This window comes from Halomonas sp. A40-4, assembly GCF_015767635.1.
Lineage (GTDB): Bacteria > Pseudomonadota > Gammaproteobacteria > Pseudomonadales > Halomonadaceae > Vreelandella > Vreelandella janggokensis.
The window spans coordinates 222948-235743 of the sequence record NZ_CP065230.1 but is presented as its reverse complement, the minus strand read 5'-3'; the positions used below and the strand labels follow the sequence as shown (position 1 = coordinate 235743).

Annotated in this window: 14 protein-coding genes; all 14 read right to left on the bottom strand. The window is 57.6% G+C overall.

Translation table 11 applies throughout. The features are described 5' to 3' along the window. Positions 1-51 precede the first annotated feature (51 nt). Positions 52-573, bottom strand: a complete 522-nt coding sequence (locus IT895_RS01185; RefSeq protein WP_199284475.1) for a hypothetical protein — start codon at positions 571-573, stop codon at positions 52-54. Between the two features lie 365 nt (positions 574-938). Further along, a complete protein-coding gene (locus IT895_RS01180; protein WP_199284474.1) occupies positions 939-2474 on the bottom strand; it encodes a YfjI family protein in 1536 nt (511 codons plus the stop codon). Continuing rightward, positions 2467-2892 carry a hypothetical protein gene (locus tag IT895_RS01175; RefSeq protein WP_199285380.1) on the bottom strand — a complete coding sequence of 142 codons (426 nt, stop codon included), beginning with the start codon at positions 2890-2892 and terminating at the stop codon, positions 2467-2469. Before IT895_RS01175 ends, IT895_RS01180 begins: the two co-directional genes overlap by 8 nt. 91 nt (positions 2893-2983) lie before the next feature. Further along, positions 2984-3400, bottom strand: a complete 417-nt coding sequence (locus tag IT895_RS01170) for a hypothetical protein (RefSeq protein ID WP_199284473.1) — start codon at positions 3398-3400, stop codon at positions 2984-2986. After that, entirely contained in the window at positions 3397-3645 is a 249-nt protein-coding gene (locus IT895_RS01165; protein ID WP_199284472.1) for a hypothetical protein, read from the bottom strand. The genes IT895_RS01170 and IT895_RS01165 overlap by 4 nt, the downstream gene beginning before the upstream one ends. Beyond that, positions 3642-3875 carry a hypothetical protein gene (locus IT895_RS01160; protein WP_199284471.1) on the bottom strand — a complete coding sequence of 78 codons (234 nt, stop codon included), beginning with the start codon at positions 3873-3875 and terminating at the stop codon, positions 3642-3644. Before IT895_RS01160 ends, IT895_RS01165 begins: the two co-directional genes overlap by 4 nt. Continuing rightward, positions 3872-4189, bottom strand: coding sequence for a hypothetical protein (locus IT895_RS01155; RefSeq protein ID WP_199284470.1), 318 nt, complete (start codon positions 4187-4189; stop codon positions 3872-3874). The genes IT895_RS01160 and IT895_RS01155 overlap by 4 nt, the downstream gene beginning before the upstream one ends. Continuing rightward, a complete protein-coding gene (locus IT895_RS01150; protein ID WP_199284469.1) occupies positions 4186-4392 on the bottom strand; it encodes a hypothetical protein in 207 nt (68 codons plus the stop codon). The genes IT895_RS01155 and IT895_RS01150 overlap by 4 nt, the downstream gene beginning before the upstream one ends. 272 nt (positions 4393-4664) lie before the next feature. Next, entirely contained in the window at positions 4665-5084 is a 420-nt protein-coding gene (locus IT895_RS01145) for a hypothetical protein (RefSeq protein ID WP_233337325.1), read from the bottom strand. Positions 5085-5127: 43 nt separating this feature from the next. Next, positions 5128-6135: a hypothetical protein gene (locus IT895_RS01140; protein ID WP_199284468.1), complete on the bottom strand. Its 1008-nt coding sequence runs from the start codon at positions 6133-6135 to the stop codon at positions 5128-5130. Between the two features lie 92 nt (positions 6136-6227). Then, on the bottom strand, positions 6228-7598 hold the full coding sequence (locus IT895_RS01135; RefSeq protein WP_199284467.1) for a site-specific integrase: 1371 nt from the start codon (positions 7596-7598) through the stop codon (positions 6228-6230). A 318-nt stretch (positions 7599-7916) separates the two neighbouring features. Then, complete coding sequence (locus IT895_RS01130) at positions 7917-8699, bottom strand: sulfite exporter TauE/SafE family protein (RefSeq protein ID WP_085917703.1); 783 nt, start codon at positions 8697-8699, stop codon at positions 7917-7919. A gap of 47 nt (positions 8700-8746) precedes the next feature. Then, on the bottom strand, positions 8747-11071 hold the full coding sequence (locus IT895_RS01125) for an ATP-dependent DNA helicase (RefSeq protein WP_199284466.1): 2325 nt from the start codon (positions 11069-11071) through the stop codon (positions 8747-8749). Continuing rightward, on the bottom strand, positions 11068-12759 hold the full coding sequence (locus IT895_RS01120; RefSeq protein WP_199284465.1) for a VRR-NUC domain-containing protein: 1692 nt from the start codon (positions 12757-12759) through the stop codon (positions 11068-11070). Before IT895_RS01120 ends, IT895_RS01125 begins: the two co-directional genes overlap by 4 nt. Between the last annotated feature and the right edge of the window lie 37 nt (positions 12760-12796).

Sequence of the window (12796 nt, the reverse complement as noted above, 5' to 3'; positions counted from 1 at the left end):
GTTACTCCTTGGCTGTCCTGTTGGTTTGGTGGTTGCAGCATCAACAAGACGTTACTGCTTGGAACTGAGGCGGGTGATCAGCAGGTGATTAGCAGCGCGGCGACCTGCGTTATCTTTGGCATGCTTTCGTGGCTCATCCCGGGCTGCCTGCTGCCACGCTTCCACATACTGACGCGCCAGCCGCATTGCGTGGCCAGGGCTAAGCGTTACCAGCCGTAGGCGTATAAACCGCTTATCCTCTGGCACCAGCGTGCAGTGCTGCTCAATCAGCGCCAGCCACGGCTCTATGATGGGTGCCACTGTGTGTCGGTGGGGAACGACAGATACCTCACCAACCGGCTCAGGCAACGCGGGCCAGCAAGCTTTGGCGGCGTCTAGGGCGTTAAGGTCGGTCAGTAGGTGCCGGCATTGCTTCCGGGCGCTAGGTAGGTCAGGGGCTACTGTAAAGGCATCATCCAGCGCTGCTATTACTTCACCACGAACAGGATTATCTAGGCCTAGCAGCCGCTCACGCGCCAGCTTTTCAAGAGCGCCACCAAGGTCGCGTCCTATCGCTCGCAATGTGGCCAGCATGGCATCCACTTCAGCGGCGCTTCCCCTCTGTTTTTTCTCAAATGCCCCAGTTGTGTCACTGACTTTTCTGACAGATTCAGATAAGTCAGTTTTGTCAGCTCCCCGCTGGGGGCTTTTCTGGATGTCGGCGGTAGCGCTTGCACTTTCGGCAAATGCCCTAGTTGTGTCACTGACTTTTTTGACAGATTTGGATAAGTCAGTTTTGTCAGTTTCCTGTAGGGGGCTTTCATGCATAACAGCGGTGGTGCTTGCCGTTTCAACAAATGCCCCGTTTGTGTCACTGACTTTTCTGACTGATTCGGATAAGTCAGTTTTGTCAGTTGCACACATAGGGCTTTTCTGTATTTTAGCGAGCCAGCGTCCCATCAGCGCACCTCCCCAGCCAGCACCAATTCAGGATGCCAGTGATACTCTGTTCTTGGCTTAGTGGTGGTCGGCACTTCCAGGGCGGTCAGGTGGTTATGCTCCACCAGGACATCCAGCGCATCGCGCACCGCCTCAGTGCTGTCCAGCCCTGTCCATTCCTTACGGCGCACATCCCGCGACGTGAACGGGCTAGGCAGCTTATCCCGGCGTTTAACAACCAGAGCTGCCCCTATTGCGCCTCGATTGGTGGCGGCGCTGTACAGTCGCTCTGCGTGGGTTTTCAGATAATCAGCCCACTCCAGGGCTCGGGCAGCGGCTACCTGGCCAACGGCTCCACCTTCTCCCTCGATCAACTCAAATAGCAGCGCCAGCCCTGCAATGGTCTGGGGCATTTTGAGCAGGTGGCTCTCTAACGCTGGCGCCAGGTCGCTTTCCCGAGCTTCGATGTTGAGGCTCTCCATCCACTCAATGAACAGCGCCTGCGCCTCTGGAGTAAAACGCCAGGCTGGCGGTTCGCCTTCGGCATCGGTTTCCGGCGCCAGCCCTTGCAGCCTGAAAAAGGTTTGCTCGTAAGCGTTCCGTGCCTGGGGATCGGGGGCCCGGTCGCGCCACCGCCATTGCGTTAGATCGTCTGGCCATACCGCCAGCTGAAGCCGCTGAACCAGGCCGTCATTAGCAGTTCCATTGCTGGCGCTGCGAACGATCGGCGCTATCTTGTCGGGCTGGATGCCTCCAATCATGGACAGCGTGCAGTTCTCTATCTCAATGGTACCTCGGCCTATACGGTCGTAAGTAAACCGTCCGTTGCCGTCGAAGCACTCAAGATAAAAAGCTCTGTCGCTTTGGTAGTCATCTTGCGCCAGCTTGCCAAGCCAGCCGGCCAGCTCATCGCGCACCAGAATCAGGCCGTTGGGGTTTTCGTTCAGCAGCTCCCCCAACTTTTCTACGGTGGCATCATTGACGATAAGGCGCGGTTTGCCCGGGGGCGGTATTTCCCGCTCAGCCTCTGCCAGCTCGGCTAACGCCTCGTCACGCTTGCCCTGCTGGTGCAGCTTCTTGGCCTTGTTCTCAGTGGCTTTCTTTTCCAACTCAGCCAGCTTTTGCTCTGCCTTGTACTGCTGCAGGGCTTCACTATGGCCATCGCTAGCGTCCTGCTGGACCCTCACCAACGGGGCAAGCGCGGCTTTCATGCTGGGACTTTTCATGGCGCTGGGGCGGCCAATGATGGCACCCCACTGATTCGGCGTGACAGTCCAGTCGTCTCGCTGCTTGGGGCATACCAGTACCTTGCGGCCCACCAGGGCAGATAACGCACAGATCGCCGTGACGGCCACGAAGTCCGGCGGGCACTGCTGACGGTCGGCTACGTCCATCACATAAGCGCTGATTGCCTCTGGCAGCATGTCAGGCTGAAACGCGGCAACCGGGGCCAATGCACTTGGTAGCGGAATAAGCGGCTTGGGCGCGCCGGGCTGGCGGCTCTGGGCATAATCATCCAACCAGGTCGCGCCTTCCATTTGCGTGGCTTCATACATGACAGCCTACCTCCCTTGCTGCACTTCGCAGACGGCCGGCGGCTGTGACCAGCCGGTCCAGATCGACACGCTCCAACCGGTCACCGCGGTGAGTGGCTTCGGCGGCTATCAGGGTGATAAGTGCTTCTTGGGCAATAGCGCTCAACACGTCGCGTGGTACCCACCGTTCCCCCGGGCGCTTGCTGGCGTGGTAGTCATCACGGCCGCGCTGGGGGAACAGGTCTTTAAGCTCGAGACCAACGGCGGCTAGCACATCAGGCGTAGGGCACCCAGCAAAACACTTCACCAGGATGGTGCCGTCTGGCGTCTCACGGACTGCCAAGCTAGGTGATCGGTCTTGGTGGGCTGGGCAGCACGCCAGCCAGCGGCCTGGCCCGTTCTCTTTCACCTTCTCTAGGCGCGACAGCAAGGCGTACACATCGGCGTGTGTGCTATTCTCAGGCTTAGCGTTTGCTCTGGTAGGCGGCGCTGTTGCCCGGCCACTGTGCCGGGTTGCTTTGTTTTGGGCGTTAGCTGGCATCGTTGCCCCCTTCCTTATCGGCTACCTTGAGCGTGCCAACCATCAGGCCATCACGCTTCATGCAAAGGTCAGCATCTTCAGACGTCACCGTCAGTTCACGCGGGCCTTGCTCAAGCTGCTGGGCAGCGTCTTTCAGCAGGTGGGCTAAGTCGTGGGCATCATCAGCACACAGCGCCAGCACCACACGTTTTGACGCCTGGGTGATTGGATGTTGGGCGTAGCTCATCGCTTCAAGTAGCGCGCTGGCTGCCTCTGATATGTGGCGGCAAGCGCGGCCATAGTCGGCAACGGCTTCATCAGCTATGCCATCGGCTTTAAGCTCGTCTGCCAGGTCGTCTAACTTGTCGCCAATGGCCACCAGCGCGGTTACCTGGTCTAACGTCAGGTGTGATTGGCGGGTGTTCATGACTCACCCCCAGCGCCAGTAAGCTTACGGGCTTCCTGCTCTTGAATAACATCGGTCAAAGAGTCGGCATGGCCCGCAAGGTGTTTGATGGCCGTGACCATGCATCCGCGCTGGAAACGCGAAAGCATTAATGCTTCGTCTTCGCTGGTATCACCGCTACCAGCTTTCTCGAGCATGTCGGCCAGGCCGTAAATGGCGCCCATCATGTCTTGGAGGTTTTCGGCGTGGTTCTGGATGTGGCTCATGAGCGCACCTCCTGCCCTTGCGAGGCTTTATCAATCGCATCAAGGGCGTAATAACCACGGTTGGCGAGTTCATCAATGGCAGATAGTAGGCAACCAATGTCATGGTCATTGAGGGCGGCTTCGTCCTCACTCCCTCTGCGGCACAGGTCTTTTTGCATGATGCCGGCAAGGCCACTCATGGTGCCTAGCAAATCTTCGATCTTATCTAGCTGGGGCTGAACGCGACTCATGACGCCACCAACCCAGGAAGCAGCGCTTCCAGATCGCGAGCAATCATCTGAAGTTGTTCAAGGCTGTCAGGTGCAGCGCGTGTGCAAGGGGGGACGTATACGCTGTATGACTTGGGCAAGACATTCGGGCAATGCAGGTCAGCGCGGCGGCTAACGCTTACATTCAGCTGAAGCAGCATTCCGCAAAAATCCACGCTTACCCAACATGGCGGCTCTGTGCCGTATTCATGGCGTAAAGCGCTGGCGGCCATGCCGATGGTCAGAATATGCAGCAAGGCGTCCCGGTGGGCTTGGGGTATTTGATGCTGGTTCATGCCACACCTCCAGCGCTGCGCTTGGCAGTGTCAGAAAGGCGGGCTTCAAGCTGCTGGGCTTTTCCAATGTGGTGGTTGTAACGCTTAAGGCGGGTGCTGGCGCTGCTATCGGCAAACAGGGCGGCTTTCGCCATCGCTCTGTGTGCAGCGGCGCGGCCAGATAAACTGCGGGTAATGACGTTAGACAGGCGTAGTAATGCCATGGGTGTGACTCCTTGAGGTTTGGAGTCGTCCCCGGATGCCGCCAAGCATCGGATGGGGGCGACTGTACGCAAGTTGGCGGACCGGCCCTCAAGGTTACCGGCATGCCCGAAGGCATCTCGCGCACAGCCGCCATAATGCATAGCGGGCATAAAAAAAGCGCCTGCTATGGTAGGGGCGCTTGTGCGCCTTAAGGGTTTCGATCCGCCAAGATCGGCTGACGATTTTGCGCCAGCCATCGAAGCATAGCGGGGATTGATTGCCGCGGTCAACATCACGCTACCCCCTTCGCTTGGACAGCGTGCAGTGCTTCTGCAGTACTACCGTAGGTATCGCCATCGGCCAGCCAGTTCAGAACATCTTGAAGCCGATACCTGACACTCCGCCCGCGCTTCACATAGCAAGGTGCTTGACGGCCTAACAGCTCACCTGTGCGTCGGCTATCGCGTCCTGTTCTGAGGCTGGCAGGAATCAGGTAGGGGAACACCTGGCGTTCCGTGAGCTCTACTAGCTCGGCAGGCAATCCCGCACGATAGGGTTCTAACGCTTCCGCTATTGCGCGGCCACGTTCTGTCGTAAATGATTTTGTGCTTTGGGGTATGGCAGTAATGCCTTGGGTGTCTTGCATAGTGTCACCTTCACGCTGTTGTTGACGTTCGGTTGTCAGCGTGAAGGTGGACCAGACAGAAGGCATGGCAACTGCCAAAGCTAAACGGCAGCTGCCGTAACCAGGTGGGCTAATCTCTTTCTTTATGAGCGTCGTCTATGGCTCGGAGCCCTTTAGTTATACGCTCTCTTAGGCTTCGATTGCTCATGCCATGGATGCCAGACACGGGGCGCTCAGCTCGACGTGATGAAGGCTGCTCACTTCCTAACTCATCGACACCCGCCAGATAGCGCGCCAGCTCAGACGCATTGGGCTTGTTTCCGTTGTTACCAGAAGCACCAAGGCGACCGGCTAGCGCCTCAGAGAGAGCCCCGATCGTACGATGCAAGTTATCTATTTCTCTTTCACCAGGTGTATCTGAACCTGAATTAATAACCGGCCCATCATTCCACTCACTCTTCTGACTTTTATCTATAAACGCCAAAATATCCCGGCCTGCAATTTTCACATCTGACGCATGAAGGTATGCATAGTCGCGAATTTCTGGGCTAGCATTTTTCTCATACTCCTGGTTTATACCATGCGCGAAAAATGAGAAAGCACCCGTCGGAATATTTCCACTTTGGCTGGCGTATTGAGACTGAGTATCTTCCATGCTCCAAACGACATGCCTTACTTGGTAAACGAGAAAATCTGCAACTAACCTATCAACCGCGATGCAGTCATCCTCAACAGCAAGTTGAGCCTTAAGGAAACTACTTGATTCTACTGCTTTAATTTTCACAGTTCTGCCAAAGCCCCATAGCCCTTCGGATCGGGGACGTGAGATGAAGCTATCGTTGATTACTGGTGCATCATGTTGTTCATACCAACCTAGCCTAATACCTTGATCTTCTGCTTCTTTATAAAGCGCTACACCTTCTTCACCTATGTCTGGCTCAACATTAATTATTTGTAGATAAACTTTCGTGTTGATGTCCTGCCCCAATGTTGTCAGTGGCAGGTCTGTATATGCCGGCAGGTGCCCTAGCCTGACATAGTGTCTTACGTCTTTTTCCAGACACTGCTCCCCAAGCCTGTCAGAAATAATCTTGGCGGCCTCTGGCATGTCATAGAAGTCTCTAAGCGGCAATTTCATTACACACTCCCCAGCGTGCTCCCCAAATAGAATAGATCTGGCAAGCGGCGGGGAAGCCGCGTTCGGGAGCGACCCTAGCCAGATCTAACCTTTTAGCCTGTGATGCTGCTGCGGTAACTTTTTAGCTCTCCAGCAGTATCCGGCGTGTGCTTTTCTCCAAAGGCATTCACGTAGTCACGCGCATGGTCTGGCCGCAAGTGGCCATAATGCTCAATGGTGGTTTGAATATCGGTGTGAGCCATCAATTTAGACACGGTTAACAAATCTGCCCCACCCATAATCAACTGTGACGCGAAGTTATGGCGTAAGGAATACATCGCCAGATTTTCAGGTAGGACCGAAGCGATCTCCCCTTTTGCTTCTAGCTCTATTGCTAGCTGCTTTATGTTCTTCCATGGGCGTGACATGGCTTTTTTATCCATTCGCCGTCCTGTTCTATCACTTGGAAAAACATAGCCTGTCCCGGGTTTTCCTTTTTGCTCCCACCAATCACGCAAGATACCTACGGCCTGCTGGCAAACTGGGAATGTTCTGGGTTCTGGCTGGTGGTGTGCCGTCTTCTCGATCGTTTTGGTGATCGTAGAGAAAGCCAAATTAATATGCTCCCACCGAAGGCCATAAATATCCCCAGGGCGAAACCCTGTGTAGTACATCAGTAGAAGCCATGGCTTAACGTGATCGGCGAAGGGAACATCGTCTAAATTCTCTAAATGAGGTTTCCCATGGGCCCGACTGCTGCGGCGCTGCGCCCGCTTTTGCTCTTGATAGGCCTCAATACCCGCGAATAATGCTGTGACTTCTGATTCCTCAAGATACCGCCGGCCACCATTCGACTCTACCAAGTCGCTCTCCGTCATAGCAGGACGCTCGAGGGAGACACCTTTCAAAGGATTAACCGCGATAGTTTCCCCTCTCTCCGCATGATTCAGCAGCGTCTGCAACGCACCGTATGCCCGCTGAATCGTAGGGTGAGACAGGCCCTTTGACTCTTTGTCAGCCTGCCAGCGCTCCACGTCGCTCCTTTTGAAAGCTCCCATCGGACGAGGGCGCCATGAGCCAAAGTGCCGATTTAATATTGCCAGGGTGTCATTGCCGGTCTTCTTGCGCCTTTGATAAGCAGTATACGGACCGTCCAAATAGGCGCCCAAGGTCTCCTGGTCTTTGCGAAGTGCAGCGTCTTTAACCGCCTGACGTTTAGCCATCGGGTCTTCACCCTGGAATACCTGCCCCCTGGCTTCATGCGCCAGCCTTCGCGCCTGATCAGCAGTAAGAGCGGGGTATCGGCCAACTGTATATGAACGTTCTCGACCATTGCTGGTGCGATAAATAATCCTCCAGCTACCACAGGTCTTCAGCTTGACCAGGTGAAAGCCTGATAGTTGGCTATCCCACAACTTATCTCTGAGCTCAGCAGAGCCGATGAACTCAGCAGCCTTTTTAGCTGTGATCTTAGCCTTTTTCACAGTACATCTCCGGCGCCCGCATAGCGTGTCAGCAATATGTCAGTACTTTCAATCGTAAACCATCGCCACCCAGCGTCAACAATCGTATAAAAACAATAATACAAATCCATGTTTTATAAGCATTTTAACCACTAACATTGACGTTCACTTACGTTGGCTAGTCATGAACAGAATACCTTCGGGAGGCAGAGGTCGTAGGTTCGAATCCTGCTATTCCGACCAAAGATTTCCATGAAAACGGCCACTTAGCTATTACAGCAGGTGGCCGTTTTTTGTTGGCGTGCAGGGTAGCGAACCGCCTATTTGGGGAGGTGCGCGTCACCCCGGCGGGTGAATCAACCCCACAACGCTGACCAGAATCAGCACGGCCCCCAACACACGAAAGAACAGCCCGGTGTCTGCTTTGAGCATATAGCGGTGGGCCTTCTCGCCGAGCAAATGGCCAATAAAAGCGCAGGGCAGCAGCCACAGCTGGTGAATCAGTTGCAGGTCGACGCCTGCGATGACGAACGACACCATCTTGATCACCACCAGGATAAACCACAGCACAAAGAGGGTATCCCGCAGCTGTTCCTTGGCGACGTGAGTAGCAAACACCGCCACGATCAGCGGCGCACCGATCAGTGAGGTACCGCTGACATAGCCGCCCAGCGCCAGCAGCACGTAGTCCACATACTTGTTCTTGCTCTTGAACGGCTTGTTAAGCACGTAGCCAATGGCATAGATGATCACGATGCCGAAGATGATGCTGGTCATCACGTTAGCCGGCAGCGTCAACAGCCCCACCACCCCGATGAGCTTGGGGATAATCATGATCTTCAAGGCCTTGGCCAGGTAGCCCCAATCGATATTACTCGCCGGCGCGGCGCCGGCTCCCCCCTCTTGCTGCACTTGACGATGCCCGCGCCAGGCAATCCAACTGGAGAAGATCAGCAGGTGAATGGCAATAATCGGCAGGAAGACCAGGGGCTCGTTCACTACCAAAAGCAGAAATGGCAGCGCCAGTACGGCACCGCCGAAACCCAGACTCGTCCTGACAAAACCGCTCCAGGCAAAAATTAGCCCGATCAATGCATACTGATACCAGAGTAGATCCGTCATGGGTTCGCCTAACCATCGTCGTTTTTGAAAGCCGTTATGGGGCATCGTTATTGAGAAAAGGTCTCCACCGTCCACCAGGAGGGCAGCAGCGCACGTACATTAGCTTGCGCGAAACGATCATCCATTAATACCACAACGCCTTCATCATCTGGACTGCGAATCACCCGGCCAGCGGCCTGCACCACTTTGATCATGCCGGGAATACGGTAGGTGTAGTCGTCACCCTGGCCAAAGCGCGCGCCCAAACGCGCTTTCAGCGCTTCGTTGAAGTCGTTAAACGGCGGCAGGCCCAGGGTCGCAATAAAGGCGCCAATCAGCCGGTCGCCGGGCAGGTCGATGCCCTCCGCGAAGGCACCGCCCAGCACCGCAAAGCCGATGCCTTTTCCACCGGGTGTAAAGCGCGCCAGAAACGCCTCGCGTTCGGCCTCAGGCATCCCGCGGGTTTGGCTAAACACGGGCACATCCGGGTGCGCTTCGCGGAACCGTGCCAGCGCTGCCGCCAGGTAGGCAAAGCTGCTGAAGAACGCCAGGTAGTGGCCTGGCCTGCGCTGATACTGCTGCGCCATGGTGGTGACGATGGGCTCGATGGAGGCGTCCCGGTCACGAAAACGGGTGGAAATATCGCGTCTTATGCGTACCTCAAGCTGGCGGGCGGCAAACGGCGATGCCACTTCGCGCCAGACGGTCTTTTCCGGCAAGCCGAGAAGGTCTCGATAGTAGTGACCAGGGGTGAGCGTTGCCGAGAACAGCACCACTGAGTGCGCGGCGTTAAAGCGCGGGGCCAGAAAATCGGCGGGTATCAGGTTGCGGAGTCCCAGCACCGCCCGCCCTCGCCCATAGCGGGTAAGATCACACAGCGAGTGCTCGCCAAAACGCTCCGCAAGGCGGCAGAACGCCAGCGCTTCGAACAGCAGTTCCTGGAGTTCCAGACTGGCGTCTTCAGGGTGCTCACCCAGGTGATCGGTCACCGAAGCCCCCGCCTGCTGAGCGGCGGCCACCAGCTTGTCGGGCAGCGTCGTGAGCAGCCGATAGGCTGGCTTACCCAGTTCGCCTACCGCATCCAGCCCCGCGTCTTTCAGTGACTCGTCATTAAGCGATGAGTCTTTAAACAATGCCTGCCACTGGCGGGCTAAACGATTCAAAGGCCGTGAAAGCGCTGTCGGCGCGGCACGGCGCAACCGGTTAAGGCGCTGCTGGTCGAGTTCGGCGCTGTACATGCCGCGGGCGCGCTCCACCAGATTATGCGCTTCATCGACCAGTACGCCCGTCCGCCAGTCATTGGCCTGAGCCAGGCCGTGCAGCAGCGCGTGGTTGTCGAACCAGTGATTAACGTCGCCGACCACCACATCTGTCCAGCGCGCCAGTTCCTGGCCTAAATAGTAGGGGCACACGTCATGGGCCAGCGCCACTTCACGTAGCGCGTCGCGATCCAGCCACGCTTGCTCGACTGCCGCTTGTCGCGCCGCAGGCAGGCGGTCGTAAAAGCCCGCCGCCAACGGGCACGACTCGCCGTGGCAGGCGCGGTCAGGGTATTCGCAGGCCTTGTCCCGGGCCACCAGTTCCAGGACCCGCAGCGGCTGGGCTTCCTCGCCCAGGCCAGCGCGCAGCGTGGCGAGCGCATCCAGCGCCAAACGGCGGCCGGGGGTCTTCATGGTCAGAAAGGCGATGCGGTCGAGTTGCTGACGCGGCATGGCCGAGAGCATGGGGAACAGCGTTGCCACGGTCTTGCCAATGCCCGTGGGTGCCTGAACGAGCAGGCAGCGCCCGGTGCCGGTGGCTTTATAGACATCTTCAGCGAGCTCGCGCTGGCCGGGACGAAACGTGCTGTGAGGAAAACGTAGCGTTTGCAGGCGGCTGTCGCGGCGCTGGCGATGGTCGGCCTCCTGCTGCGCCCAGGCGAGAAAGCGTTGGCACTGGGCGGTAAAAAACGCCTGCAACTCGCTAGCGGACGCCTCCTGGTTAAGCAAGGTCTCCTGGCCACTGGCGATCTCCAGGTACACCAGCGTCAAGGTGATGTGCTCCAGGCCGCGCTCTTTGCAGAGCAGCGCGCCGTAGACTTTCACCTGCGCCCAGTGCAGCACCCGCTGGTTATCGGCCATGCGCTCCAGGCTGCCGCGGTGGGTTTTGACTTCTTCCAGGCGGTTGGCCGCAGGGTCAAAACCATCGGCGCGGCCTGTCACCGTCAGCCCCGCAAAGGTGCCTGACAGCGGCAGTTCGGCGATATAGTCCGCCCCGCGGCGGCTGGCCACCAGCGTATGCCCTTGTATGCCTTCCTGGGCACTGGGCGCAGGAGTAAAGCGGTGGTCGAGATCGCCTTCGCGGGCGGTGAAATCGCAGAGCGCCCGCACTGCCACCCGATAGGTCGCGCTCATGGCATTGGCTCGGCGCTATCCGCCCAGCAGACGTAACATACCGCGACGGGGATCTCGTGACGGTGGAAGAAGGTTAGCCAGCGACGCTGATTATCCTGCAGCCGGTCGCCGGGGCCCTTGACTTCGATCATCCGGTAGCGCGGCGTGCCCTCGGGTGCATCGGGCATCAACTGAATCAGATCCGGCAGCCCGGCGCGGTTGGCCTTGAGATCCCCCAGCAGCCGTTCGAAACAGGCGCGCAGATGCTCTGCGGGGATACATTCGAGCGCCAGCTCGACCAGCGCCTCATCGACAATTGGCCAGTGGACAAAGGGCGATGCCAGACCAAACTTCTCCCGCCAGGTCGCCTGAATCACCTCGCGGTAGCTGCCGTCTTCCAGCCGCGCCAGGCAGGCATCGAAGGCGTCACGCCGACGCGCCACAAAATCGTCGCGGTATAAATCCGCGGGGCCGTTATGAAAGGGATGAAAGAAGGCGCCGGGCAACGGTGCAAATATAGCGGACCAGCAGAGCAGGCCAAACAGCCCGGTGATCAGACTGTTTTCCACATAGTAGACCGGTGCCTGGGGCTCGCTAAGTGCTTGAGCCACAGCGCGCTCCACACCTTGTGGCCCGGGCAATACTAGATCCCAACGCTCATGGGCGGGCTCTGGCTCACTCGGTACAACAGGCATTTTAAGCCGCCGCTGCAAACGGGGCAGCAGCCGTGCCAGAGCTTGATGTTCGGTCTCGTTAGGGCTGCTATCCAACGCCTGGGTCGCCCGTTCAAAAGCCGCTTGATGTTCTCCCGCTCGCTCCAACACACGTAGCTGTCGAATGCGCGCTTCGCTACTGTCTGCATCGCCATAGAGTGTCAGCGCAAGCGCAGAGTCACCGCTGCGCTCAGCCTCGCGGCCCAGTTGCAGCAGTAACCGAGCACGCCGCGTGGCCAACCAGCGGTTATCCGAGGTCGATGGTACTTCACGGTAAAGATCAGCGGGCAATTCGCCCTCATCAAGACGTTGGCGCAAATGATGGAGCACCAGGTAGGTATCCACTTCATGACGCGATTGGAAAGCGCGGGAGTGTGACGTGAACGGCACAACCTCAAAATGCTGGAGGCCGAGCTCCGTCAACACGAACTCAGCCCAGTCCTGGCGCAGGTTGCCAAAGAACATCAGCCGCAGACGGTCGCAGGTTTCCATGACCGTTAGCCGCAGAACTGTATCGTTTGCCCCGGGCCACCACTGGCATAACCGCTTGGATTCATTGAACGCGCTTGCCAGCGTGTCGTAGAGCACGGTTTTGGCGCTAGAGACACTCACCCCGGCTGCGCGTATTTCCGCTGCCAACGCCTGGCGGAGTTCGGCCAAGCGTAGCTGGTGAAACACCTCATCGACACTAAGCGCCGGGTCGCTATCGACCCAACCTAGCGACATCAAGGGCGCCACCGCCGTTGCGCTGTCGCCGATCTCGGCATAGCTGAGTTTGCCAAGCCGGAACAGCTCGCCCTTGCGCATCACCATGCGCACCAGCAGCGCCTGGGATGATCGCGGCAAGTTATCGAATTGAACCAGGAAATCGCGCTCATCTGCCGAAAGCAGGTCAGCATGGCGCTCCCCCACCCAATCCAGAACGAAGCGGAAGTTCGTCAGGTAGTAGAAAGGGTCATCGAGGGAGGCGGTCGGCGTCGCGAATGCACTGTTCATTCATCCATTGTAACAGCGCGGCGGTTTCGCCGTCATG

What these genes read in the sequence shown, in the direction of transcription:
- IT895_RS01125 (WP_199284466.1), bottom strand. Translation starts at nt 11,071, where the DNA reads ATGAGCGCGACCTATCGGGTGGCAGTGCGGGCGCTCTGCGATTTCACC.
- IT895_RS01185 (WP_199284475.1), bottom strand. Translation starts at nt 573, where the DNA reads ATGCTGGCCACATTGCGAGCGATAGGACGCGACCTTGGTGGCGCTCTT.
- IT895_RS01145 (WP_233337325.1), bottom strand. Translation starts at nt 5,084, where the DNA reads ATGCCTTCTGTCTGGTCCACCTTCACGCTGACAACCGAACGTCAACAA.
- IT895_RS01180 (WP_199284474.1), bottom strand. Translation starts at nt 2,474, where the DNA reads ATGTATGAAGCCACGCAAATGGAAGGCGCGACCTGGTTGGATGATTAT.
- IT895_RS01140 (WP_199284468.1), bottom strand. Translation starts at nt 6,135, where the DNA reads ATGAAATTGCCGCTTAGAGACTTCTATGACATGCCAGAGGCCGCCAAG.
- IT895_RS01150 (WP_199284469.1), bottom strand. Translation starts at nt 4,392, where the DNA reads ATGGCATTACTACGCCTGTCTAACGTCATTACCCGCAGTTTATCTGGC.
- IT895_RS01155 (WP_199284470.1), bottom strand. Translation starts at nt 4,189, where the DNA reads ATGAACCAGCATCAAATACCCCAAGCCCACCGGGACGCCTTGCTGCAT.
- IT895_RS01170 (WP_199284473.1), bottom strand. Translation starts at nt 3,400, where the DNA reads ATGAACACCCGCCAATCACACCTGACGTTAGACCAGGTAACCGCGCTG.
- IT895_RS01160 (WP_199284471.1), bottom strand. Translation starts at nt 3,875, where the DNA reads ATGAGTCGCGTTCAGCCCCAGCTAGATAAGATCGAAGATTTGCTAGGC.
- IT895_RS01130 (WP_085917703.1), bottom strand. Translation starts at nt 8,699, where the DNA reads ATGACGGATCTACTCTGGTATCAGTATGCATTGATCGGGCTAATTTTT.
- IT895_RS01120 (WP_199284465.1), bottom strand. Translation starts at nt 12,759, where the DNA reads ATGAACAGTGCATTCGCGACGCCGACCGCCTCCCTCGATGACCCTTTC.
- IT895_RS01165 (WP_199284472.1), bottom strand. Translation starts at nt 3,645, where the DNA reads ATGAGCCACATCCAGAACCACGCCGAAAACCTCCAAGACATGATGGGC.